This window comes from Actinomadura chokoriensis (assembly GCF_041463665.1).
GTDB lineage: Bacteria > Actinomycetota > Actinomycetes > Streptosporangiales > Streptosporangiaceae > Spirillospora > Spirillospora chokoriensis_A.
The window spans coordinates 211,962-232,602 of the sequence record NZ_JAXCEJ010000005.1; the positions used below are offsets into that span (position 1 = coordinate 211,962).

The following is a 20,641-nucleotide window of genomic DNA, read 5'->3' on the forward strand; positions in this document are numbered from 1 at the left end:
ACTTGTGTACGTATCACGAAACGGGAGCGGTGAGAAGAAGGGGCCGGGACGCCCCCGGGGCCCGGAATCGCGGGGATTCCGGGCCCCGGGCGGCCCTCGGCGCGGGTCGGTCAGTAGTTCGGGTTGTTCGTCACGGGGATCTGGATGCTGATCGGGTAGTCGGCCCCGGACAGCACGAGCAGGACCATCTGGCGGATGATCTCGTCGAAGACCCAGTAGACGTCCCGCAGCTGCGGCGGCGCGTCGGTCAGGTCGAGGATCCCCTCGCGGACGGCGACGAAGGGCTCCCAGAGGTTCGCGAAGATCGGGTCCCACACCAGTTCCCGGGGGATCTTCAGCCAGTTGGCGATCTCGTCACCGAGCACGTAGCGGGTGAGCGCGCGGAGGACGGGCTTGGACAGGATGCCCAGGTCGATGAACGACGCCAGGTTGAGGAGCATGTCGGCGAGCTTGATGCCCTCGGGCGTGGGAGCCAGGATCGGGTCGAGGACCTGCGCGGCCTGGGAGTTGGCCTCGGCCCAGGAGTTCGGGATGTACTCGTCCCGGATGCCGAGCATGTGCGCGGTCAGCTGCCAGGAGTGCAGGAAGGCCGCGGACTCGTCGGCGGGGATCGGCACCTTCCACTTGGTCAGCTGCTTCATGACCGTCGTGGGCAGGCTGTGCCAGGTGACCATCATGTCGGCCTGGCTGATCGGGATCTCCTCGTCGGCGGCCTTCTGCCAGTACGGGGACTGGGGCAGCAGGTGCCGCACGCCCGCGTGGGCCAGCCGCGTCTTGACGCAGGTCACGATCATCTCGCCGTCGGCGTCGAAGGCCTTCTCGGTGCCGATGTCGTAGCCCAGCTTGGCGGTCTTGGTGATGCGGTCGCGCATGTCCGCGCCGCCCTTGGAGTAGTAGACCGCGCGCGCCTCCTTCGGGATGACCGTGCTCATCATCCCGCTGGCGAAACCGTAGGTGACGCCGAGGTAGAGCCCGCGCTTCTGGTTGAACTCGAACGCCTTGGCGAGTTTGGCCTTGTCGGTCCAGGACGGGAGCTGCCTGGCGTTCTCGATGAAGGTGCGCAGCTCCGCCGGCAGCCCGGCCGGCAGCGCCTGGCCGTTCTTGGTCCAGGTCTTGAGCAGCTTGTTGACATTGGGCACCTGGCCGCTGTCGAGCAGTGAGGCGACCAGCTCGTCGCACTCGGGGTCCCACACCCACCGCGGGTCGGCGCCTTCGCCGGCGCCCGCGACCGATCCCTTGGGCGACCACGTCCACAGTGGTGCCGCCTGCGCCGACGCTGCAAGGCTCATCGCGCCGTACGCGCCCAGCGTCCCGCCCGCCATCAACATTTGGCGTCTGGTGGGTTTTTCCATGCCTACGCTCCTCCTCGGGGTGAGAGCGTCGCCGAAGATACGCTGAAACGTGACCCGTCTCCGTGTATCATCGGTGACAGCGATAATGAGAGCACAAGGTGACGGCCACCACAAGACCCTCCGTGACGATCAACGGTCATCGCGGGAGAAATCGGTCACCTCGGGAGGAGACCGTGGATTCAGTCCTGTCCTTCCTCATGACGGCATCGAGCGGGGAGGAGTCGGTGCTCGAACGCGCCTACACCGACGCCGTCGAACAGGTCGACGAGATGGACGACGCCCGGACGCGCGTCCTCGACGCCGCCTACGAGCAGTTCTCCCGTATGGGCGTCCAGCGGTCGACCATGGAGGACGTGGCCCGGCGGGCCGGAGTCTCCCGCATCACGGTCTACCGGCGGTTCGCCACGAAGGACGCGCTGGTCGAACACGTCGTGCGCCGGGAGTTCCGCCGGTACTTCGACCAGTTCCGCATCGACATCGGGGAGGCCGAGACCGCCGCCGACCGGGTGGTGCTGGGCTTCGTGAGCGCGCTGCGCGCCATCCGGCGCAACCCGCTGATCGGCGGCCTGATCGCCACGGAACCGGACCTGGTCGTGCCGTCCATGATCAGTGACGGGGGGCGGACCCTGGCCACCGTCCGGCAGTTCGTCGCGGGCCAGCTCCGCCACGAGCAGCGCGCGGGCCACGTGTCGGGCGACCTGGACGCCGACCTCGTGGCCGAGATGATGGTCCGGATATCCGCCTCCTTCCTGGCGATACCCAGCCGGCTCGTGGACCTCGACGACGACGACCAACTCGCCGCGCTGGCCCAGCGCTTCCTCGTCCCCATGCTGGATCCCCCGACCCGACGCCCCTGACTCCGAGCGGCCAGGGCGGCGTCCAGACGGCCCTCGCCTTCGCCGTCGTCGGGGTTCGCGTCCGGCGGCTCTGCGCCGTTCAGCCGATGGGGCCGTTCAGTCGATGAAGCCGTTCAGTCGATGAGGCGGACGTCGGGGTGCCGGGGCGAGGGACGGTCGAGGATCGGACGGTGCCGGCCTGACAGCGCCCGATCGAAGAACGCCGTGATGTAGGCGCGCATCGACGCGGTCATGCGGGTGGGGTCGACCGTTCCGATGAGGGCGGCGCGGTCCTGCTCGGGGATGTCGAGCCTGCCGTCCAGCGCGGGCAGGATGGCCTGGACGTCGCTGTAGGAGTAGTGGCTCGCGGTGGGCACGTTGAGGTCGCGCTTCCAGCCGGTGGTGTGCTTCCAGAACGAGGTCCAGGACGGGCTGGTCCGGTGGGTCTGCGGGGTTCCGCCGGTCGCGGCGCCCATCAGCATGAACGGCCGGTTGAGTCCGGTACGGGCGACCTCGACCAGGTCGTCGTCCGCGTACTGCAGGGTGCCGTCCATGTCGATGCCCGCGTCGAGGCGCCGGTCGGTGCGCATGGCTTCGGCGGCCTGGATGCCTCCGGCCGAATGCCCGAACATGCCCACCTTCGACAGGTCGAGGGTCTTCCCGAGATCGCGCGGGAGGTCCCGTCCCTCCGCGTCGGGGTTGCGTCCGCTCCGCAGTTCGGCGAGCCGGTCCAGGACGAGCCGGGTGTCCTTCGCACGGGCGTCCAGCGCGGTCTTCAGCCGTTCGGGCCCCGGCTCGGGGAGGCGCTGGTTCTCCACGCGGCCGCGGGGGAACTCGACGGGCGCCGTCTCGAAGGTGTGGTCCATGGTGACGACCACGTATCCGCGGCTGACCAGTTCCTCGGCGACGGTCGTGCCGAGCGCGCGCGGGACGCCGAAGCCCGGCGAGTAGAGGACGACGGGCCGCGCGCCGCGCCGCGTGTCGGCAGGGGCGGACTCGATGGCGTGCGTGCGCGCCCCCGCCCAGTCGACCGTCCCGGCCTTGAACACGCCGAGCGCATCGGCTTGAGCGAGCACCTCGGCGACCCCGGGACGCAGGTAGGGCGCGATGCGCCCTACCGGTGCGGCCGCCGGGTACCAGACGCTGACCATCAGCTCGCGGGTCCGGCCGGGGACCCACGGGTCGGGACGGGCCCGGTCGGCCAGGTGCAGCTCGGTCGTGCCGATGCCCTGGTGCGGGCCGGTCGGGCGGGGGAGGGAGAAACCGGCCGGCGCCTCGGCGGACGTCCGGGCCGCCTGGGCGGACGTCCCGCAGGCGGCCATCGGCAGGACGAGGGGCAGGACGGCCGCGGCGGTGCGCGCCCGGCGGCGCGGTGTTGATCGCATGCGGTCCACCCTCGCGACCGCCGCCGTGGGCGTATCATGATCGAAAGTCGTCGGTCCACCCTGGCTTTCGACAGGGCCGGGCAGTCACGGTGGCGCGTTTTCGAGTCCCCTGAGTCCCCCTCCCAGGAAGCGAGCTTGATGAGCGAGAGCCCACCTTCCGCGGACCTGCGCACCGACGAGCCTCACCCGGCGCGCGTCTACGACTTCTACCTGGGCGGGAAGGACCATTACGCCGCCGACCGCGAGTTCGGCCAGCGGATATTGAGCATCTGCCCCCAGTTGCGGCCGCTGGCGCGGGCCAACCGCAGGTTCCTGGCGCGTTCCGCCGCGCTGCTCGCTCGGGAACACGGGATCCGGCAGTTCCTGGATCTCGGTACCGGACTGCCGACCTCGCCCAATCTGCACGAGGTCGCCCAGGGCGTCGCCCCCGAGTCCCGGGTGGTGTACGTCGACAACGACCCGATCGTGCTCGTGCACGCCCGTGCGCTGCTGACCAGCCGTCCGGAGGGCGCCACCGCTTACATCGACTCGGACGTGGTCGACATCGACCGCATCCTGGAGCAGGCGACCCGGACGCTCGATTTCAGCCGCCCGGTGGCGGTCAGCGCGCTGGCCCTCTTCCATTTCCTGCCCGACCCCCAGCCCGCCGAATTGCTGGCCCACCTCCGCGAGCGGCTCGTCCCCGGCAGTTTCCTGACGATCAGCCATGTCCTGCCGGCGCTCCAGGAGGTCGCCGACGCCTACCAGGGGACGATGGGCCTCGGCACCCTGCGCGACAAGGACGAGATCACCGCGCTGTTCGGCGGCTTCGAACTCCTCGACCCGGGCCTGGCCGACCCGCACCACTGGCGGCCCGAGTTGAATCCGGCCGAGCAGGGGAGCGGCGCCGAGATCGAGAACCTGGGCGCCTGCGGCGTCGCCCGCAAACCCGGAGCGTGACCCATTCCGGGCCGCCCACCTGCAACGATGCGGAAGCACCCGCTCCATCCCCCCACCTCGCGGCGCCGGGCTGCATCACGACCGTGCCTGACTTTCAGGGGCTGGTGACAGGTGGGCCCGGAACCGGGGTGGTTCCGGGCCCTTTTCTGGGGGTGTTCAGGCGCTCTGCTCGGCGGCGGCCACGGCGTCGATGCGTTGTGCACTCTGCGCACGGAACGTGGCACGGGACGGGTCGGCGGGCCGGCGCCAGTGCCAGTCCGTGACGGCCTGGTAGGCCGCGACCACCTCCAGCAGGCGGTCCTCCTCGTACGGGCCGCCGCCGAGGATCGTGCCGACCGGGACGCCCGCGTCGAACCCGATCGGGAAACCGATCTCGGGCAGCCCGAGGATGTCGAACGGGACGGGGCCGGTCTGCAGGACGACGTCGCAGTCGTCCAGGATCCCGTCGAGGACCTGGCCGAGCAGGTGGGTCTTGGCGCGCTGCCCGGTGACCCACTCGTCGCTCGACAGCATCAGGCCGCCGAGCCAGCTCAGGACCGAGACGCCGAACAGTTTCAGGTCCTGCTGCAGCCAGGGCCGGAACGGCTCGGTCCGCTCGGCCAGGCGCACGTCGTTGAACGCCCCCGTCAGCAGGGACCAGTCGTCGGGGTAGGAGATCTGGACCAGGCGCACCCCGGGGATCGCCTCCAGCGCGGCGAGGAACTGCCGGCGCAGCGCGATCACCGGAGCGCTCGCCCCGGTGAGGTAGTCCGGGGGGACGCCGATGCGCGTCGTGCGCCGCAGCCGGACCTTGCCGTCGCGGCGTACGGGCGTGGCCGCGCGGACGAGGTCGGGCACCGCGGGCAGGCCGAGCGTCCGCACGTCGTGCGGGTCGGGGCCGGCGAGCACCTCCAGCATGATCGCGGCGTCCAGCGCGTCGCGGGCGATCGGCCCGCCGTGGTCGCGGGTGAACGACAGGGGGACGACGCCGTAGATCGAGACGCGGCCCATGGTCGGCTTGAGGCCGGTCAGGTTCTGCTGGTTGGCCGGCAGCACGATGCTTCCGCCGGTCTGCGTGCCGATCGCGGACGCGGCCAGCCGCGCGGCGACGGCGGTGGCGGGCCCGGTCGAGGAGCCGCCGGGATCGACCGACGGGTCGGCGGGCGTCCACGCGTTGACGGTCGTGATCCGGCCGTCGGGAGTGGTCGCGCGGGTGGTGGCCAGCGGACCCATCTGCCCCTTGCCGACGACGATCCCGCCGGCGGCCTTCAGCCGGGCGACGGCCGTCGCGTCATGGCCGGGGACGAACTTGTCGAAGATGAAGGAGTTCGCGGTCGTCCGGACGCCGGCGGTGAAGTAGTTGTCCTTGATGCAGAGGGGGATTCCGGACAGCCGTCCGCCGCCTTGCCGATCCGCCTTCCGCGCCTCGGCCAGCGCCTGCTCCCCCGTGACGGTGACGAACGCCTGGTACGTGCCGTCGTGCGCGGTGATGCGGTCCAGGTACGCCTGGACGAGCTTCACGGCGCTGGTCTTGCGGCGGCGGAGCAGCGTGGCGGCCTCCGCGAGGGTCGCCTCGGTGAGGTCGGCCGTGGCCTCCGGGCGCACGGGGACGTCCGGGAGGGCCGGGCGGCGGGGGGCGGCGCCGGCCTGCGCGACGCCGGGCGCGGCCGCCACGGCAGCGGCGGCGGTCACCGCGCCCGAGCGGGCGAGGAACAGCCGGCGGGAGAACGTGCGGCTCATCGCTTCCCCGTCCAGGCCGCCGTGATGGAGGGGTACTCCAGCGGCGGGTCGGCCTGCTGCGCCAGCGCGGCGGAGTCCGGGCCGTCCGCCGGGGGCCGCCAGGTGTTGATCGCCGCGGGCCGCCCGCCGGGCCGGGCGCCGTCGCGCTTGGCGCCGGCGAGGAACGTCCGCAGGTACTCCATGGCCTGCGCGCGTGACGGCGAGCCCGTCGTGGCGTCGGGTGACTCGGGAAGCTGGTTCAGGTCGACGCCCGCCAGCGCCAGCCGCGCCGTGATGTAGGCGTCGAGATCATCGTCCGAGGGCAGGCCCACGGGTCCTCCTCCGCTTGTGGATCAGAGCGCCGAGGAAATCGGATGTCCGTTTCGGTCATATTTCTGCGGTGTCGTAACCAGGTAAACGTGCGGCCGCCGTCCGGGTCCGTGACCGCCCGGCACCGGGCGTTCACGCGGATGATCAAGATCGTCGTCTTGCTTGAGCGAAGGCCGTGGCGCTGTTAACTTCGCCCGGTGGACGACAAGCGTGCACAGGCGGAGGCGATCGCGGACTTCGCGGCGTCGCTGCGAGAGCTGCGCAGATCAGTCGGCGACCCGCCTTTCCGAGAGATGTCGGGCCGGTCGGGCGCCATCTCGCACACGACGCTGCACGAGGCCACGAAGGGCAACAGGCTCCCGAGCTGGGGGACCACCGTCGAGTTCGTCAAGGCGTGCGGCGCCGACCCGGACGCGTACCGCGAACGCTGGGAGAGGGCGAACCAGGCGGTCAGATCGGCGAGCTCCGGGGAGCCGTCGACCGTCGAGCGCGCCTCGGCGGTCCGTCCGGCCAAGGCGATCGTGCCTTCCGCCGCGAGCACCGCGGAACGGCATGCCGCGCGCATCAACATCGAGACCCCGGCGTCCGTGCCCCCGCCACCCCCGCCCGCGAACGACGTCAAGGCCACCCTTCCCCAGCCCATGCCCGTGTTCGAGCCGGAGCCTGCGGGCCGAGGGCGAGCCAGGCGGGCCCGCCTGGTCGCGGTCGCTCTGGTGACGGCGGCCATCGGCGTGGGGACGGTGGTCTTCATCGTGGTCGCCGTCGATCGCGGCTCCGACCCGGGCGAGGGAGCCCGGAAGCCCTCCAGCCCCCCGAAGGCCGCGCCGGCACCGGCCGACTGCCCGGTGCCCGTGACCAACCCGGCGCCGGCCCCGCCGACGCACCGGGGCGACGCGGCCACGTTCGTCGCGGACGTCACGCTGCCCGACTGCACGCGCGTCGGCGCCGGCAGGACCATGACAAAGGTGTGGCGGATCAAGAACGCCGGGAAGGTGCCGTGGGCGGGATACTCGCTGCGCCGCCTCGACGTCCCGCAGCAGGCCGACCAGTGCCAGACGATTTCCGACGTGCCGATCAGGGACACGCGACCGGGCGCCATGGTCGACATCCGGGCCGCCATCACCACGCCGAGGAAGCCGGGCCTGTGCTACGTGCGGTTCAAGATGGTGGACGCCGCCGGAAGGGTCGCGTTCCCCGGGAGCCGGCCGGTCAACTTCCAGATCATCGTTCAATGAGGCTGGCCCCCCGCCGTGGCGGGCACGGCGGGGGACCAGGGTCCGGCGGTTCGCGGGTTCAGGAAAGAGCGGGCCCGCTGCGGTGCTACTGGACGTTGTAGCCCTGGGCGTTCCAGAAGGAGGTCGGGTTCGGGTTGTCCAGGGTGGGGTCGTTGACGCTCTTGGCCGCGAGTGTCTGCTTGCCGAGCCGCATCTCGACGTGGGTGTGCGCGGCCGAGCTGGACGAGACGCCCCGCCACGCCTCGTCGGCGATGACCTGGCCGCGGCTGATCTGCTGGCCGACGGCCAGGGCGGACTTGGGAGCGGAGTGCAGGTAGATCACGGTCTTGTTCAGTGAGGAGTTGTAGATGGAGATCGTGGAGAGCCCGCTGCTGCCGTTGGCCCCGCGCGCGATGTAGATGACCTGGCCGCTCACGAGGGCGTGGACGTCCGAGCCGATGCCGCGGGCGATGTCGATGCCCTCGTGCCGGCCGGGCGTGGTGGTGTAGCCGTCGAAGCCGCAGGTGATCCGGCCGCCGCTCAGCGTGTAGAGCCCGTACGACATGTTCGTGCGCGACGACGGCGAGAACTGGTGCGAGGCGTTCTGGTTCTTCAGGCTGGAGTTCAGATTGCCCTTGGCGTTCGCCGCGAAGTCCTGGTAGGTGCCGCCGTAGTTGCTGTTGTAGTAGACGCGGACGGTCTTGCCGCTGCGGTTCCAGACCGAGGCGGCGTTGTTCTTGATGCAGAGGCCCTTGCCGGCGCCCTCGCCCTTGAAGTCGTAGCAGGACGGCTGCTCGGTGCCGTAGTCGGCGACCGATCCGGTGAAGTCGGAGATCGACCCTTGGTTGTCGCTGTTGTAGTAGTAGCAGAACTCGCCGCTGTCGCAGACGCCGTCGCGGCTCGCCGCCGAGGCGGGGGACAGCAGGGCTGTCGCGGCCCCGCCTAGCGCTATCGCGGCGGTCGTCACGGCAAGGGCCTTGTTGAGGGTGCTTATGTCGTTCTCCTGGTCGCGGGGAGCTGGGCGGAGAAGCCCACGGCGGAATCCACCGTCACCGATCGCTTGCCCGTCCGCAAGAGATCGGTGTTGTCAGCTTGTTCGCCGAATGCGTCCGTACAGGAGAATGCGCGATCTGACAGGTGATGGGCGGCGGTTCAGGGGCACCGTCTCATCGCGTCAGACCAGCGCGTCGGCGACCGTGCGCAAGGTGCCGACCAGTTTCGGTGGGGCGTCAGGCGGCCTTGAGCGGAACGGGCAGCCGGTCGCGGAGGTCGTCGATCGTGACGCCGAAGGTTTCGCGGACCGACGCCCCGTCCGGGCCCACGTCGATGACGGCGACGTCGGTGTAGACCCGGCAGACGCAGCCGACGCCGGTCAGCGGGTAGGTGCATTCGGGCACCAGCTTCGACCGTCCCTGCTTGTCGAAGAGCGTCATCATCACGAAGACCTGCTTGGCGCCGATGGCGAGGTCCATCGCGCCGCCGACGGCCGGGATGGCGTCGGGGGCGCCGGTGTGCCAGTTCGCGAGATCCCCGGTGGCCGAGACCTGGAACGCGCCGAGCACGCACACGTCGAGATGGCCGCCGCGCATCATGGCGAAGGAGTCCGCGTGGTGGAAGTACGACGCCCCCGGAAGCTCCGTCACCGGGACCTTGCCGGCATTGGTGAGATCGGGGTCGATCTGCTCGCCGACCGCGGCCGGACCCATGTTGAGCATGCCGTTCTCGGTGTGCAGCACGATGCCCGAGTCGGCGGGGAGATGGTCGGCGACCCTCGTGGGCCGGCCGATGCCGAGGTTGACGTAGGACCCGGCCGGGATGTCCCGGGCGACGACCGCGGCGAGTTCGTCCATGGTGAGGGGCCCCGTGGTGGGAGACGTGGTGGGAGACGCGGTGGAAGGCGTGGTGGAAGGCGTGGTGGGAGACATGGTCAGCGCGCTCCTTCGACGGTGTAGTGCCGCTCCTCGACCCGGACCACCCGGTCGACGTAGATGCCGGGCGTGACGACCGCCTCCGGGTCGAGTTCCCCGGCGGGGACGACCCCGCCCACCTGCACGATCGTGCGAGAGGCGGCCGTGGCCATGACGGGCCCGAAGTTGCGGGCGGTCTTGCGGTAGACGAGATTGCCCATCGTGTCGGCGCGGTGGGCGCTGATCAGCGCCACGTCCGCCTTGATCGGGTACTGCAAGACGTGGACGCGCCCGTCGATCGTCCGGGTCTCCTTGCCCTCGGCGAGGGGGGTGCCGACGCCGGTCGGGCAGTAGAAGGCGCCGATGCCCGCACCCGCCGCGCGCATCCGCTCGGCGAGATCGCCCTGCGGCACGATCTCCAGGTCGATCTTCCCGGCGCGGTAGAGCCCGTCGAAGACGTGGGAGTCGCTCTGCCGCGGGAAGGAGCAGATCACCTTCCGCACGCGCCCGGACTTGAGCAGCGCGGCCAGCCCGACCTCCCCGTTGCCGGCGTTGTTGGACACGATGGTGAGGTCCTTCGCGCCCTGCCGGATCAGCCCGTCGATGAGGTCGAACGGCATTCCGGCGAAGCCGAAGCCGCCGACCATGACGGTGCTGCCGTCCTCGATCCCGCGGACGGCCTCGTCGACGCTTTCCAGGATCTCCGTTCGGCTCACGCTCCGGCCCCCGTGTTCTTCGTGCCGCTGTTCTTCAGGCTGGTGTCGTCCGGTGCGACGTTCTCCAGGACGACGGCCAGGCCCTGCCCGACGCCGATGCAGATGGCGGCGACGCCCCAGCGCTCGCCGCGCTCGCGGAGCACCTTCGCGAGCGTGCCGAGGACGCGGGCTCCGCTGGCCCCCAGCGGGTGGCCGATCGCTATCGCGCCGCCCCTGGTGTTGACGATCTCCGGGTCGATCCCCCAGGCGTCGACGCAGACCAGCGACTGCACGGCGAAGGCCTCGTTGAGCTCGACCGCGCCGACCTCGTCCCAGCCGATCCCGGCCCGGGCGAGGGCGCGGTCGGCCGCCTCCACCGGGGCGTAGGAGAAGTCCTGCGGGTCGAGCGCGAACGCGCCGCGCCCGGCGATGCGCGCGAGCGGGTCGAGGCCGATCCGGTCGGCGGCGGCGGCCGAGCCGAGCAGCAGCGCGGAGGCGCCGTCGCTCAGCGGGGAGGCGTTGCCGGCGGTGATGGTGCCGTCCGCGCGGAAGCTCGGCTTGAGCCCGGCCAGTTTCTCCATCGAGGAGTCGGCGCGGATGCCCTCGTCCCGGTCCAGCTTTCCGGCGGGGACGACCAGGTCGTCGTAGAAGCCCTCGTCCCAGGCGGCGGCGGCGAGCTTGTGGGAGCGCAGTGCGAACGCGTCCTGACGCTCGCGGCCGACGTCGTACTTCTCCTTCAGCAACTCGTTGGCCTCGCCGAGCGAGACGGTCCACTCCCGCGGCATGCGCGGGTTCACCAGCCGCCAGCCGAGCGTGGTCGAGACGGCGGCGAGGTCGCCGGGCGGGAAGCCCTTGGCGGGCTTAGGCAGCACCCAGGGCGCCCGGGTCATCGACTCGACCCCGCCGGCCAGGACGACGTCCGCGTCCCCCGACTCGATCGTCCGGGAGCCGATCATCGCGGCGTCGAGGCTGGAACCGCACAGCCGGTTGACGGTCGTGCCCGGCACGCTCGTCGGCAGCCCCGCGAGCAGCGCGGCCATCCGGCCGACGTTGCGGTTCTCCTCGCCCGCGCCGTTCGCGTTGCCCCAGACGACCTCGCCGATCAGGGCCGGGTCCAGCCGGGGCGCCCGGTCCAGCAGCCCGGTGATCACCACGGCCGCGAGGTCGTCCGGCCGCACGCCGGACAGGGCGCCGTTGAAGCGGCCGAACGGCGTCCGGACGGCGGAGTACAGGTAGGAGCTCATGACGTCGAGGTTAGATGGCCTGCCTTGATACAGTGAAGTATCAATATCCGCTCCTATTGAGACGTTCCTCATATGGATCTACGCCAGTTGCGGTACTTCGTCGTCGTCGCGGAGGAACTCCACTTCGGACGGGCCGCCGAGCGGCTCAACATGGCCCAGCCGCCGCTGTCGCAGGCGATCCGCAGGCTGGAGAACGATCTGGGCGTCGACCTCCTCCACCGGACGACGCGCAGGGTCGAGCTCACCGACGCGGGCCGCGGCTACCTCGCCCGCGCCCGGCGGATCCTCGGCGAGGTCGACGAGGCCGCGCACGAGGCCCGCCGGGTCGCGGCCGGCGCGGTCGGCCATCTCGCGATCGGCTGCGTGGGCTCGGCGACCTACAGCCTGCTCCCCGCTCTCTCCCGCGGCCTCGCCCTGGAGTTGCCCGGCGTCGATTTCTCGTTCCGCGGCGAGATGCTGGTACCCGACCAGGTCGCGGCGCTGCGCACCGGCGAGATCGACCTGGCGCTGCTGCGGCCCCCGATCGCGGACCCGTCGCTCACCGTCCTGCCGCTGCGCCGGGACCGGCTCGTCGTCGCCGTTCCCGCCGACCACCCCCTGGCCGCCCTGCGGCAGGTAGGGGTCACCGACCTGGCGGACGTCGATCTCATCGTGCATTCCGCGGACCGCCGCTCGGTGATGTACGACGTCGTGCTCGGGCTGTTCCGCGACACCGGCGCGGAGCCCCGGATCCGCCACGAGGTCGGCGAGACGTCCACGCTGATCACCCTCGTCGCGGGCGGTCTCGGTGTGGCCGTCGTCCCGGAACCGGTGATGGTCCTGGCCCTTGACGGCGTCGCCTACCGGCCGCTGGTCCGGCCCGCCGTGCACGTCGACCTCGCGATCGGCCACCGGACCGAGCGGACGGAGGCGCACCTGGCCCGAGCCGTCCCGGTCATCCGGCGGATCGTGCGGGACGCCCGGCACCCACCTCGTTGACCTGCGGCGTGTTGTTGCTTTCGCCGCGCTCATAACAACAACATGCCGCAAGTCAACGGACGGCGTTTACGATGTGGGCATGGCCGAGATCAGCCGATCGTTCATGCCCGCCGACGGGACGCCGCACGAGCCGACCGCGACACCCCGGCCTGCGGAGCCGCTGTGGCGCGACGCGCTCGGCCAGTGCCTGCGGCGGCTGCGCCTGGAGCGCGGCGAGATACTGGTCGAGACCGCCAGCCGGGCCGGGGTCTCGCCGCAGTACCTCTCCGAGATGGAGCGCGGTGTCAAGGAGCCGTCGAGCGAGATGATCGCCGCGGTCGCCGGCGCCCTGGACGTGACGCTCGGCGACCTGACGCTCGCGGTCGCGACGAGCCTCCTGGCGGCGCCGGCCGGAACCGCTCCGGCGGGCCCGACGTGCCAGGTCGCCTACGCTCTCGCCGCGTAGCCGCGTTTCCCGTCTCCTACACGCGCATCGGCTGCCGTTCCTCGATCACGTGGTCGATGAGGCCGTAGTCCAGTGCCGTCTGCGCGGTGAACACGCGGTCGCGATCGGTGTCGGCGCGCAGCGTTGCGGTGTCCTGCCCGGTGTGCCGCGAAAGGATTTGCTCGATGTCCGCGCGCACACGGACGACCTCGTCCGCTTGCAGGATGAGGTCCGGGATCGCTCCGCGACTCTGCCCTATCGGCTGGTGCAGGACGACGCGGGTGTGGGGCAGCGCGGCACGCTTGCCAGGCGTGCCCGCGGAAAGGAGCACGGCGCCGACGGCGACCGCTTGCCCCACGCACGTCGTCGCCACCTGCGGGCGGATGTAGCGCAGCGTGTCGTACACGGCGAGCATCGCGCTCGGGTCTCCGCCCTCGCAGTTGATGTACAGCTGGATGTCCTGGTCGGGGCTGTCGGATTCCAGGTACAGCAGCTGCGCGACGAGAGCGTTCGCGACACCGGCGTCGATGGCGGTGCCGAGATAGATGATCCGCTCCGTCAGCAGGTGCGAGTAGACGTCCATGATGCGTTCGCCGCGAGGATGCTGCGCGATGACGTTCGGGATCGTGTAGGTGCTCATCGGGCGTCCCCCTCGGACGGAACCCGCAGCCCGACGGGCCGGTGGGAGATCGGTGCGACTTCGTCGAAGGTGCTGACGATCGCGTCGACGAACCCGTATTCGAGCGCTTCCCGCGCGGAGTACCAGCGGTCGTGCAGCGAATCCTCGAAGACCCGGTCCAGGGGCTGGCCGGTGTCCTCGGCGATGAGCCCGAGAACGGTGTCGCGGGTGTGGCGCAGGTCGTTCGCCTGCAATTCGATGTCGACGGCGGCGCCCGCGATTCCGGCGGAGCCCTGGTGCATCAGCACGCGGGCGTGCGGCATCGCGCGGCGCTTGCCGCGGGTCCCCGACGACAGCAGGAACTGGCCCGCGCTGTAGGCGATGCCGAGCACCAGCGTGGACACGTCGCAGGGGACGAGCCGCATGACGTCGCGGATCGCGAGCATCGACGGCACCGACCCGCCGGGGGAGTGGATCCACAGCGCGATGTCGGACGACGAGTCCTCCCGCGCCAGGGTGATCAGCTGCGTCGCCAGCAGCGTGCCGTTGTCGTCGTCCAGCGGGCCGTCGAGCACGAGGACGCGTTGCTGGTAGAGCTCGCGCCGGGCTCGTTCGTTGAACAACGGGACTTTCTGTTCCTCGCTCATGGCTTCACTGTGCGCCGACGCGCGCACCGGCCGGAGCCCGATCCGCCTGCGGCGGATCCGCCCAGAGCAGCGAGACCGCGGGGGCCGAACCGGCGGAAGATCCGCGGAAACCGTTGACCCGCTTCGCCCCCAATCATACATTCACTCATTAACTGTATGAATGGAGGGCGGCGGGATGGGACGTGGGACGGCCGTGGTGCTCGGCGGCAGCGTGGCGGGTCTGTGCGCCGCCGGAGTGCTCGCGAGGCACTTCGACAAGGTGATCGTCCTGGAGCGGGACCAGCTACCGCCCGGCGCCGAGCACCGGCGGGGCGTGCCGCAGAGCAAGCACCCGCACTTCCTCCTCAACTCCGGCCGCCGCGCGATCGGCGAGATCTTCCCCGGGTTCGAGGAGGCACTGATCGCCGCGGGCGGGATGCACCTGATGCCGTCCATGGACGCGGCGTACTGCGAGAACGACGGCTGGGCCCCGCGCAAGTCCGGATCGATGACGATGGTCTACAGCTCCCGCGTGCTCATCGAGCGGGTCCTGCGCGAGAAGGTCCGCGAACTGCCCGCCATCGAGATCCGCGAGGGCGTGACCGTCACCGGGCTCCGCTCCGCCGGGGGCGGCACCGTGAGCGGGCGCGTCGAGGGCGTCGAATACCGGGCCGACGGCGCCGACGAGGACTACCTGCCCGCCGACCTGGTGGTGGACGCGCTGGGCCGCGGCTCCTCGTCCGTCGACTGGCTCGGCGCCGCCGGCTGGGCCGCGCCGCCGGAGAGGACCCTCGACGCCAAGGTCACCTACGTCTCGCGGTGGTACGACCTGCCGCCCGCCGACCGGCGTCCCGAGTCGTGGTGGTGGCGGCACCTGGTCGTCACCCCGACCCAGGACACCGGCGACCACCCCGAGGAGCACGAGTTCCTCAGCAACTTCTTCCCGATCGAGGGCGACCGCGCCGTCGTGTGCATGGGGTCGTGGGGCATCGACATGCCGCGCAAGGCCGACACGTTCGAGGCCGCCGTGGACCGCGTGCGCGCCACGGCCTTCGGGCAGGCGACCCATGCCTGCACCCCGACGTCCGAGGTGCACCTGACCCGCTCCACCGGCAACAAGTGGCGCCGCTTCGACCTGCTCGACGTGCCGCCGGTCGGGCTGGTGTGCGTCGGCGACTCGATCTGCGCCTTCAACCCCTTCTACGCCCAGGGGATGAGCTCGGCCGCCCGCTCCGCGCTCATCCTCGGCGAGATGCTGGACGGCCGCGACGCCCTCGACCCCGCCTTCTTCCGCGAGTTCCTCGGCCGGCAGAAGAAGTCCCTGGACGTGCCCTGGATGCTCGCGATGGCGCGCGACCAGGCCTACGACTTCGCGACCGGGAGCGAGGTCGCCCCGGCGTGGCGGCGCAGGCTGGCCGCGCGCCTCAGCTGGCCGATCTTCAACGCCATCAACGCCACGAGCCGCGAGGACGCCTACGTCGAGCAGACGTTCGCCCAGGTGTTCAACCTCGACAGGTCGCTCCGGCAGATGGCCGCCGACCCGCGGTTCTGGTTCGGCATCGCGCGGTACAAGCTGCGTCAGCGGCTGGGCCGGACGGTCGTGCCCGGCGGGTTCGACGAGCGGAAGGACCCGCCCGGCACCGACTTCACCGGCTACACCGGCCCGGCGGACGCGGCGCCCGCCGGAAGCCGCCGCGGCGACGACCTCGTCGGAACCTGACCCGAGGAGTGGGACATGGGCTACACCTGCGACCCGGCGGCCGAGCGCGTCGCGGAGGCGCTCGGCTTCTCCTGCCACGGCGCGAACCCCGTGGTGACCGTCCGCAACCCGTTCGACCTCGCGAACGGCACCCTGCCCTTCCTCGAACTGCTCATCGTGGGCGGCGCGGTGTTCGCCCTCGTCCACGCGTGGCGGCGGTGGCGGCGCGACGGCGACCCGGTCAACATCTCGCTGTGGTTCGCGTCGGTCGTCTACCTGGCCGTGATCGAGCCGCCGCTGTACTTCCCCGGCTGGTTCGGCCTGGAGGAGCACGTCGGGTTCATCTTCTCCCACAACGTGTTCACCGTGCAGTTCATGTACGACCGGCTGCCCCTCTACATCGTGGCCTTCTACCCCGCGCTGTCGCAGCTCGCCTACGAGCTGGTGCGGGCCCTCGGCGTCTTCGCCCGGCGGGGTCCGCTGCTCGGCTCGGTGGCGGTCGCGTTCGCCTGCCAGGTCTTCTACGAGGTCTTCGACCAGCTCGGACCCCAGCTGAAATGGTGGGCGTGGAACCCGGCGAACGAGATGATCAACCAGCCGGCGCTCGCCTCGGTCCCGATGAACAGCATGCTGCTGTTCGCCTCGGTCTCCTTCGGCGCCATGACCTACCTGGTGGTCCGCCTGGTCGGGCCGCGGCCCGGCCGCGACACGCCCGCCGGCCGGCACGTCGCCTGGCGCACCGTCCTCGCCGGCGCCGCGACGCCGCTGGCGATGATCATCGTGAGCGCGCCCAGCGGCGCCTTCCGCGGTGAGGACCGGCTCGGGATCCAGCGGACCATCCTCGCCGCGGAGCTCGCCGTGGTCTGGATCGCCGGCCTCTACCTGCTCGTGGACGCCTGGCGCGCGCGGCACAGCGATTCGCGTGCGCGGCGTGCCGAGCCGTCCCCGGTGGCGTCGTCGCTGTTCGTGCGGACGTACCCGGCGGCGTACCTCGGCGTCCTCGTCGTCCTGTGGCTGACCGCGCTGCCCGCGTACTTCGCCTCGACCGGCGGCGTCACCGAGCAGGGCACGCCGGTCGGCAGCCTCTGGTACACCGCACTGTGCACCGTCGCCGCGACGGCCTTCATCCTGGGTGTACTGCGCGTGAGCGCGCCGCGACCGGCCGCGGAGCCTGTGCGATCCTAGGGCCATGGCGCACCACGGCTGGGGAGGACGGCCTCCCGCATCAGATGCCGAGGCCCGGCAGCGCATCGTCGACGCGACCGCCCGTTGCATCGACAGGCACGGCGTCGTGAAGACGACCCTGTCCGACGTCGCCCACGAGCTCGGCGTCACCCGTCAGACCGTCTACCGCCACTTCGACCGGATCAGCGACATCGTCGGCGAGGTGGCGGCCCAGGGTGCGGAGTCGTTCGTCGATCGGCTCGTCGACCACCTCCAGGGGATCGGCGACCCGGCCGGGGCCGTGGTCGAGGGCATGATGTTCTGCCTGCGGACCATCCCGACCGAGCCGCGACTGAGCCTGCTCCTGCAGCTCAGAGACTCCGCGGCCTTCGGACGCGGCGCCACCGCCGCGGACGCCATCGCCTACGGCGCCCAGATGCTCCACCGCTTCCCCGTCGACTGGGCGTCCGCCGGCGTCGGCGAGGACGACCTCAACGGCCTCGCCGAGATCATCATGCGACTGCTCACCTCGCTGCTGGAGCACCCGAGCGAGCCGCCCCACGACGAGGCGGAGATCCGCGCCCTGCTCAACCGCTGGCTGGCGCCCGCGCTGCGACGAACCGGTCCCCGCCCCGAGCGCGGATGTTCTTCGCAACTCGCCCCGGCGGGCCGGTGGCACGGGACAACCTCTTGATCTTCGCCCGGTCGAGCCGGGCCTGGTCGACATCCGGAAGTGGCGTCCCGACCCTTATGCCGTGCCCGCGACCGTCGGGACGGCGGCGATCGCCCGTCGCCGAACAATCCTCGGGTGCGAATCCAGATGCAGGGGTGTTGACAAACAGGCTAGCGGTTACCTATAATTTGAGTTGTAGGTTTCCTCTCTGGAACGCAGCGAGGTTCCGGGCGCGGAGGGCCCGGAGAAACATCGGAGGTGAGGCAACGATGCTGCTGACGTCGATCGACCCGTTCGTGCAGGAGTTCGAGCGCCAGTTCGACCGCGCGATCCGCCAGGCGGGCCTGACCAGCGGAACCGGTAACGGCGCGGCCATGCCGATGGACGGAGTCCGCCGCGCCGACGACGTCGTCCTGCGGTTCGACCTGCCGGGCATCGACCCCGGCTCGATCGAGGTCACCGTGGACCGCGGCGTGCTCACGGTCAGCGCGCGGCGCGAGGAGGAGTTCGGCGAGGACGAGCGCGTCTTCGTCCGCGAACGGACGATGGGCGCCTTCACCCGCCGGGTCTACCTGTCGGAGCACCTCGACGCCGACGCGATCGAGGCCGCCTACAACAACGGGGTCCTGGCCGTACGCATCCCGGTCCTGGAGAAGGCCAAGCCCCGCAAGGTCGCCGTCCAGGCCGGCGAAACGCACAAGGCCATCCGGAACTGACCGATCTTCCGCGGGAACGGCCGATCCAGCACGGCCCCGTCCCGGCGCAGCCGGCATCCAGGTCCCACCACGCCGGCCGCGCCGGTGGCGGGGCCGCCGGCTTGCCGGGCCTCCGGCGCCGACGGGACGGGGACCGGCTCCCGAGCCTCCGACCGACCCCCGCAGCGAACGACGAGGAGGACGACGAGCAGGTGAAGCTTCCCATGGACGACGATTACGCGGCCTTGTTCACGGTCGGGCAGGTCGCCGACATGCTGGAGGTGCAGCAGGCGTTCCTGCGCCGCATCGACGACCAGCGCGTCGTCTCCCCGCAGCGTTCGGCCGGCGGGCAGCGCCGCTACAGCCGCCTGGAGATCGGCCGCATCCAGCAGGTCGTCATCATGATGGGCGAGGGCATGACGCTGCCCGCCATCCGCCGGATCTTCGAACTGCAGCACCAGCTCGCGGAGGTCACCAGGGAACGCGACGAACTCGCCCGCCTCCTGGCCGCGCGTTCCCGTGCCAAGGCCGCTCCACCCGACCCCGACCGGTGACCTGAGTCCCGCCACCGACCGCCGCTTCAGCGCGCCCGAGGCCGCTCGTCCGCCCGAGGCCGCTCGTCCGCCCGAGGCCGCTCGTCCGCCCGGGCCTGCTCGGGCGGGCGGAGCTGCTCGGCCGCGCGCGTGATGCCCCGGCACATCCCTCCGAAGACCCGGTCGTGGAACGGCCGGAACACCCACCAGTAGGCGTGCCCGGCAAGCCCCCGCGGGTGGAACAGCGCCCGTTGTTCGAGCCGGCCGCGGCCGTCGTCCTCCGACACCCTCAGTTCCAGCCAGGCCAGGCCGGGCAGCCGCATCTCGGCCCGCAACCGCAGCAGCCGCCCGGCCTCGATCTCCTCCACGCGCCAGAAGTCCACCGTCTCCCCGATGCGCAGCCGGCGCGGGTCCCGGCGGCCCCGCCGCAGCCCGACGCCGCCCACCAGCCGGTCGATGACGCCCCGCGCCCGCCAGGCGATCGGGAAGGAGTACCAGCCCCGTTCCCCGCCGATCCCTTCGACGACCTCCCACAGCAGCTCCGGTGGAGCGCCGCTCCGGCACGAGCGCTCGTCGATGTAGAGGCTGCCGCCTGCCCAGTCCGGATCCGTGGGCAGCGGGTCGCTCGGGGCGCCGGGGACGCTCGCCGACGACCAGCGCGTGGCGACGTCCGCCTCGCGGACCCGGCGCAGCGCGAGCGCGACGGCGCGGTCGAAGCCGATCGGCCCGTCCGGCCGGGGCCGGACGTACCGCGCGATGTCGTTCTCGGTGCACACGACCTCGTTGCGCAGCGACTCGACGAGGGGACGCGCGAGACGGCCGGGGACGGGGGTGATGCCCCCCACCCACAGGCTCGACAGCCACGGGCTCAGCACCGGGACGGGGATGATGATCCGGCGGTTCAGCCCGGCCACGGCGGCGTACCGGCGCATCATGTCGGCGTAGGTGAGCACGTCCGGGCCGCCGATGTCGAAACCGCGGTTCACGTCGGCGGGCAGGTTCGCCGACGCCACCAGGTAGTGCAGGACGTCCCGGATCGCGATCGGCTGGATCCGGGTGAACACCCACCGCGGCGTGACCATCACGGGCAGCCGTTCGGTGAGGTAGCGCAGCATCTCGAACGACGCCGAACCCGAGCCGATGATCACCGCGGCGCGCAGCCACACCGCGGGCACGCCGCTGCCCAGCATGATCCGGCCGACCTCGGCGCGGGACCGCAGGTGCGGCGACAGTTCCTCCTCCGGGTCCATGCCGCCGAGGTAGACCAGGCGCCTCACGCCCGCGTCCCGCGCCGCGGCGGCGAAGGTCCGGGCCGCCCAGCGGTCGTTCTCGGCGAAGCCGCCCGCGCCGCCGATCGCGTGGATCAGGTAGTAGGCGACGTCGACACCGTCCAGCGCGCGCCGGGTCGCCACCGGATCGGTGGCGTCGGCCTCCACGATCTCCACCCGCCCCGCCCAGGGGTGGTCGCGCAGCCGCCGCGCCGAACGGGCCATGCACCGCACCCGGTACCCGGCGTCCAGCAGTTCCGGCACCAGCCGCCCCCCGATGTAGCCGCTGGCCCCGGTCACCAGGCACAGGCTGCCGCGCCGGCTCTCGGCGTCGCGGTTCACGTCCGGCCCCCGCTCCGGCG

General features: G+C 71.5%; 21 protein-coding genes. 10 read left to right on the forward strand and 11 right to left on the reverse strand.

What is annotated here, in order from left to right:
- Positions 1–110 precede the first annotated feature (110 nt).
- Entirely contained in the window at positions 111–1,352 is a 1,242-nt protein-coding gene (locus tag SM418_RS11500) for an oxygenase MpaB family protein (RefSeq protein ID WP_371940611.1), read from the reverse strand.
- 173 nt (positions 1,353–1,525) lie between these two features.
- On the opposite strand from SM418_RS11500, the gene SM418_RS11505 reads away from it, so the two are divergent.
- Positions 1,526–2,209, forward strand: a complete 684-nt coding sequence (locus SM418_RS11505; protein WP_371940610.1) for a TetR/AcrR family transcriptional regulator — start codon at positions 1,526–1,528, stop codon at positions 2,207–2,209.
- Positions 2,210–2,322: 113 nt separating this feature from the next.
- On the opposite strand, the gene SM418_RS11510 is transcribed toward SM418_RS11505, so the two are convergent.
- Complete coding sequence (locus SM418_RS11510; RefSeq protein WP_371940609.1) at positions 2,323–3,573, reverse strand: alpha/beta hydrolase family protein; 1,251 nt, start codon at positions 3,571–3,573, stop codon at positions 2,323–2,325.
- Between the two features lie 138 nt (positions 3,574–3,711).
- On the opposite strand from SM418_RS11510, the gene SM418_RS11515 reads away from it, so the two are divergent.
- Positions 3,712–4,512: an SAM-dependent methyltransferase gene (locus tag SM418_RS11515; RefSeq protein WP_371940608.1), complete on the forward strand. Its 801-nt coding sequence runs from the start codon at positions 3,712–3,714 to the stop codon at positions 4,510–4,512.
- A 156-nt stretch (positions 4,513–4,668) separates the two neighbouring features.
- Here the strand turns inward: SM418_RS11515 and SM418_RS11520 are convergent, their stop codons facing one another.
- Both SM418_RS11520 and SM418_RS11525 read right to left on the reverse strand, forming a co-directional pair.
- Positions 4,669–6,231 carry an amidase gene (locus tag SM418_RS11520; RefSeq protein WP_371940607.1) on the reverse strand — a complete coding sequence of 521 codons (1,563 nt, stop codon included), beginning with the start codon at positions 6,229–6,231 and terminating at the stop codon, positions 4,669–4,671.
- Positions 6,228–6,542 (reverse strand): hypothetical protein, encoded by a 315-nt coding sequence (locus SM418_RS11525; protein ID WP_371940606.1) that lies wholly within the window; start codon positions 6,540–6,542, stop codon positions 6,228–6,230. The genes SM418_RS11520 and SM418_RS11525 overlap by 4 nt, the downstream gene beginning before the upstream one ends.
- 195 nt (positions 6,543–6,737) lie before the next feature.
- On the opposite strand from SM418_RS11525, the gene SM418_RS11530 reads away from it, so the two are divergent.
- Positions 6,738–7,775, forward strand: a complete 1,038-nt coding sequence (locus SM418_RS11530) for an NBR1-Ig-like domain-containing protein (RefSeq protein ID WP_371940605.1) — start codon at positions 6,738–6,740, stop codon at positions 7,773–7,775.
- Positions 7,776–7,860: 85 nt separating this feature from the next.
- Here the strand turns inward: SM418_RS11530 and SM418_RS11535 are convergent, their stop codons facing one another.
- From SM418_RS11535 to SM418_RS11550, 4 genes are all read right to left on the reverse strand, one after another.
- Positions 7,861–8,721 (reverse strand): peptidase inhibitor family I36 protein, encoded by an 861-nt coding sequence (locus SM418_RS11535; protein WP_371940604.1) that lies wholly within the window; start codon positions 8,719–8,721, stop codon positions 7,861–7,863.
- Between the two features lie 262 nt (positions 8,722–8,983).
- Positions 8,984–9,604: a 3-oxoacid CoA-transferase subunit B gene (locus SM418_RS11540; RefSeq protein ID WP_371940603.1), complete on the reverse strand. Its 621-nt coding sequence runs from the start codon at positions 9,602–9,604 to the stop codon at positions 8,984–8,986.
- A gap of 77 nt (positions 9,605–9,681) precedes the next feature.
- On the reverse strand, positions 9,682–10,377 hold the full coding sequence (locus tag SM418_RS11545) for a 3-oxoacid CoA-transferase subunit A (RefSeq protein ID WP_371940602.1): 696 nt from the start codon (positions 10,375–10,377) through the stop codon (positions 9,682–9,684).
- Positions 10,374–11,600 carry a thiolase family protein gene (locus SM418_RS11550; RefSeq protein ID WP_371940601.1) on the reverse strand — a complete coding sequence of 409 codons (1,227 nt, stop codon included), beginning with the start codon at positions 11,598–11,600 and terminating at the stop codon, positions 10,374–10,376. Before SM418_RS11550 ends, SM418_RS11545 begins: the two co-directional genes overlap by 4 nt.
- Positions 11,601–11,672: 72 nt before the next feature.
- Between SM418_RS11550 and SM418_RS11555 the strand changes: the two genes are divergently transcribed.
- Positions 11,673–12,578: a LysR family transcriptional regulator gene (locus SM418_RS11555; RefSeq protein WP_371940600.1), complete on the forward strand. Its 906-nt coding sequence runs from the start codon at positions 11,673–11,675 to the stop codon at positions 12,576–12,578.
- Between the two features lie 79 nt (positions 12,579–12,657).
- The gene (locus tag SM418_RS11560) at positions 12,658–13,023 is read left to right on the forward strand and encodes a helix-turn-helix domain-containing protein (protein ID WP_371940599.1); all 366 of its coding nucleotides are present in this window, start codon (positions 12,658–12,660) and stop codon (positions 13,021–13,023) included.
- Positions 13,024–13,039: 16 nt separating this feature from the next.
- Here the strand turns inward: SM418_RS11560 and SM418_RS11565 are convergent, their stop codons facing one another.
- Positions 13,040–13,642 (reverse strand): ClpP family protease, encoded by a 603-nt coding sequence (locus tag SM418_RS11565; protein ID WP_371940598.1) that lies wholly within the window; start codon positions 13,640–13,642, stop codon positions 13,040–13,042.
- On the reverse strand, positions 13,639–14,268 hold the full coding sequence (locus SM418_RS11570; protein WP_371940597.1) for a ClpP family protease: 630 nt from the start codon (positions 14,266–14,268) through the stop codon (positions 13,639–13,641). The genes SM418_RS11565 and SM418_RS11570 overlap by 4 nt, the downstream gene beginning before the upstream one ends.
- A 175-nt stretch (positions 14,269–14,443) precedes the next feature.
- Between SM418_RS11570 and SM418_RS11575 the strand changes: the two genes are divergently transcribed.
- The 5 genes from SM418_RS11575 to SM418_RS11595 all read left to right on the forward strand — a co-directional run bounded on the left by SM418_RS11575 (position 14,444) and on the right by SM418_RS11595 (position 19,032).
- Complete coding sequence (locus SM418_RS11575; RefSeq protein ID WP_371940596.1) at positions 14,444–15,967, forward strand: FAD-dependent oxidoreductase; 1,524 nt, start codon at positions 14,444–14,446, stop codon at positions 15,965–15,967.
- A 15-nt stretch (positions 15,968–15,982) separates the two neighbouring features.
- Positions 15,983–17,131, forward strand: a complete 1,149-nt coding sequence (locus SM418_RS11580; protein ID WP_371940595.1) for a hypothetical protein — start codon at positions 15,983–15,985, stop codon at positions 17,129–17,131.
- A gap of 4 nt (positions 17,132–17,135) precedes the next feature.
- A complete protein-coding gene (locus tag SM418_RS11585; RefSeq protein WP_371940594.1) occupies positions 17,136–17,804 on the forward strand; it encodes a TetR/AcrR family transcriptional regulator in 669 nt (222 codons plus the stop codon).
- A 248-nt stretch (positions 17,805–18,052) separates the two neighbouring features.
- The gene (locus SM418_RS11590; protein WP_371940593.1) at positions 18,053–18,499 is read left to right on the forward strand and encodes an Hsp20/alpha crystallin family protein; all 447 of its coding nucleotides are present in this window, start codon (positions 18,053–18,055) and stop codon (positions 18,497–18,499) included.
- Between the two features lie 203 nt (positions 18,500–18,702).
- Complete coding sequence (locus SM418_RS11595) at positions 18,703–19,032, forward strand: helix-turn-helix domain-containing protein (protein ID WP_371940592.1); 330 nt, start codon at positions 18,703–18,705, stop codon at positions 19,030–19,032.
- A gap of 26 nt (positions 19,033–19,058) precedes the next feature.
- Here SM418_RS11595 and SM418_RS11600 read toward each other — a convergent pair whose 3' ends face one another.
- Positions 19,059–20,621, reverse strand: a complete 1,563-nt coding sequence (locus tag SM418_RS11600) for an SDR family oxidoreductase (protein ID WP_371940591.1) — start codon at positions 20,619–20,621, stop codon at positions 19,059–19,061.
- Positions 20,622–20,641: the final 20 nt, after the last annotated feature.

Excerpts from the sequence above, each read along its gene's own strand:
- SM418_RS11595 (WP_371940592.1), top strand. The coding sequence starts at position 18,703 with ATGGACGACGATTACGCGGCCTTGTTCACGGTCGGGCAGGTCGCCGAC.
- SM418_RS11575 (WP_371940596.1), top strand. The coding sequence starts at position 14,444 with ATGGGACGTGGGACGGCCGTGGTGCTCGGCGGCAGCGTGGCGGGTCTG.
- SM418_RS11560 (WP_371940599.1), top strand. The coding sequence starts at position 12,658 with ATGGCCGAGATCAGCCGATCGTTCATGCCCGCCGACGGGACGCCGCAC.
- SM418_RS11580 (WP_371940595.1), top strand. The coding sequence starts at position 15,983 with ATGGGCTACACCTGCGACCCGGCGGCCGAGCGCGTCGCGGAGGCGCTC.
- SM418_RS11555 (WP_371940600.1), top strand. The coding sequence starts at position 11,673 with ATGGATCTACGCCAGTTGCGGTACTTCGTCGTCGTCGCGGAGGAACTC.
- SM418_RS11515 (WP_371940608.1), top strand. The coding sequence starts at position 3,712 with ATGAGCGAGAGCCCACCTTCCGCGGACCTGCGCACCGACGAGCCTCAC.
- SM418_RS11570 (WP_371940597.1), bottom strand. The coding sequence starts at position 14,268 with ATGAGCGAGGAACAGAAAGTCCCGTTGTTCAACGAACGAGCCCGGCGC.
- SM418_RS11565 (WP_371940598.1), bottom strand. The coding sequence starts at position 13,642 with ATGAGCACCTACACGATCCCGAACGTCATCGCGCAGCATCCTCGCGGC.
- SM418_RS11510 (WP_371940609.1), bottom strand. The coding sequence starts at position 3,573 with ATGCGATCAACACCGCGCCGCCGGGCGCGCACCGCCGCGGCCGTCCTG.
- SM418_RS11540 (WP_371940603.1), bottom strand. The coding sequence starts at position 9,604 with ATGGACGAACTCGCCGCGGTCGTCGCCCGGGACATCCCGGCCGGGTCC.
- SM418_RS11550 (WP_371940601.1), bottom strand. The coding sequence starts at position 11,600 with ATGAGCTCCTACCTGTACTCCGCCGTCCGGACGCCGTTCGGCCGCTTC.
- SM418_RS11590 (WP_371940593.1), top strand. The coding sequence starts at position 18,053 with ATGCTGCTGACGTCGATCGACCCGTTCGTGCAGGAGTTCGAGCGCCAG.
- SM418_RS11585 (WP_371940594.1), top strand. The coding sequence starts at position 17,136 with ATGGCGCACCACGGCTGGGGAGGACGGCCTCCCGCATCAGATGCCGAG.
- SM418_RS11500 (WP_371940611.1), bottom strand. The coding sequence starts at position 1,352 with ATGGAAAAACCCACCAGACGCCAAATGTTGATGGCGGGCGGGACGCTG.
- SM418_RS11520 (WP_371940607.1), bottom strand. The coding sequence starts at position 6,231 with ATGAGCCGCACGTTCTCCCGCCGGCTGTTCCTCGCCCGCTCGGGCGCG.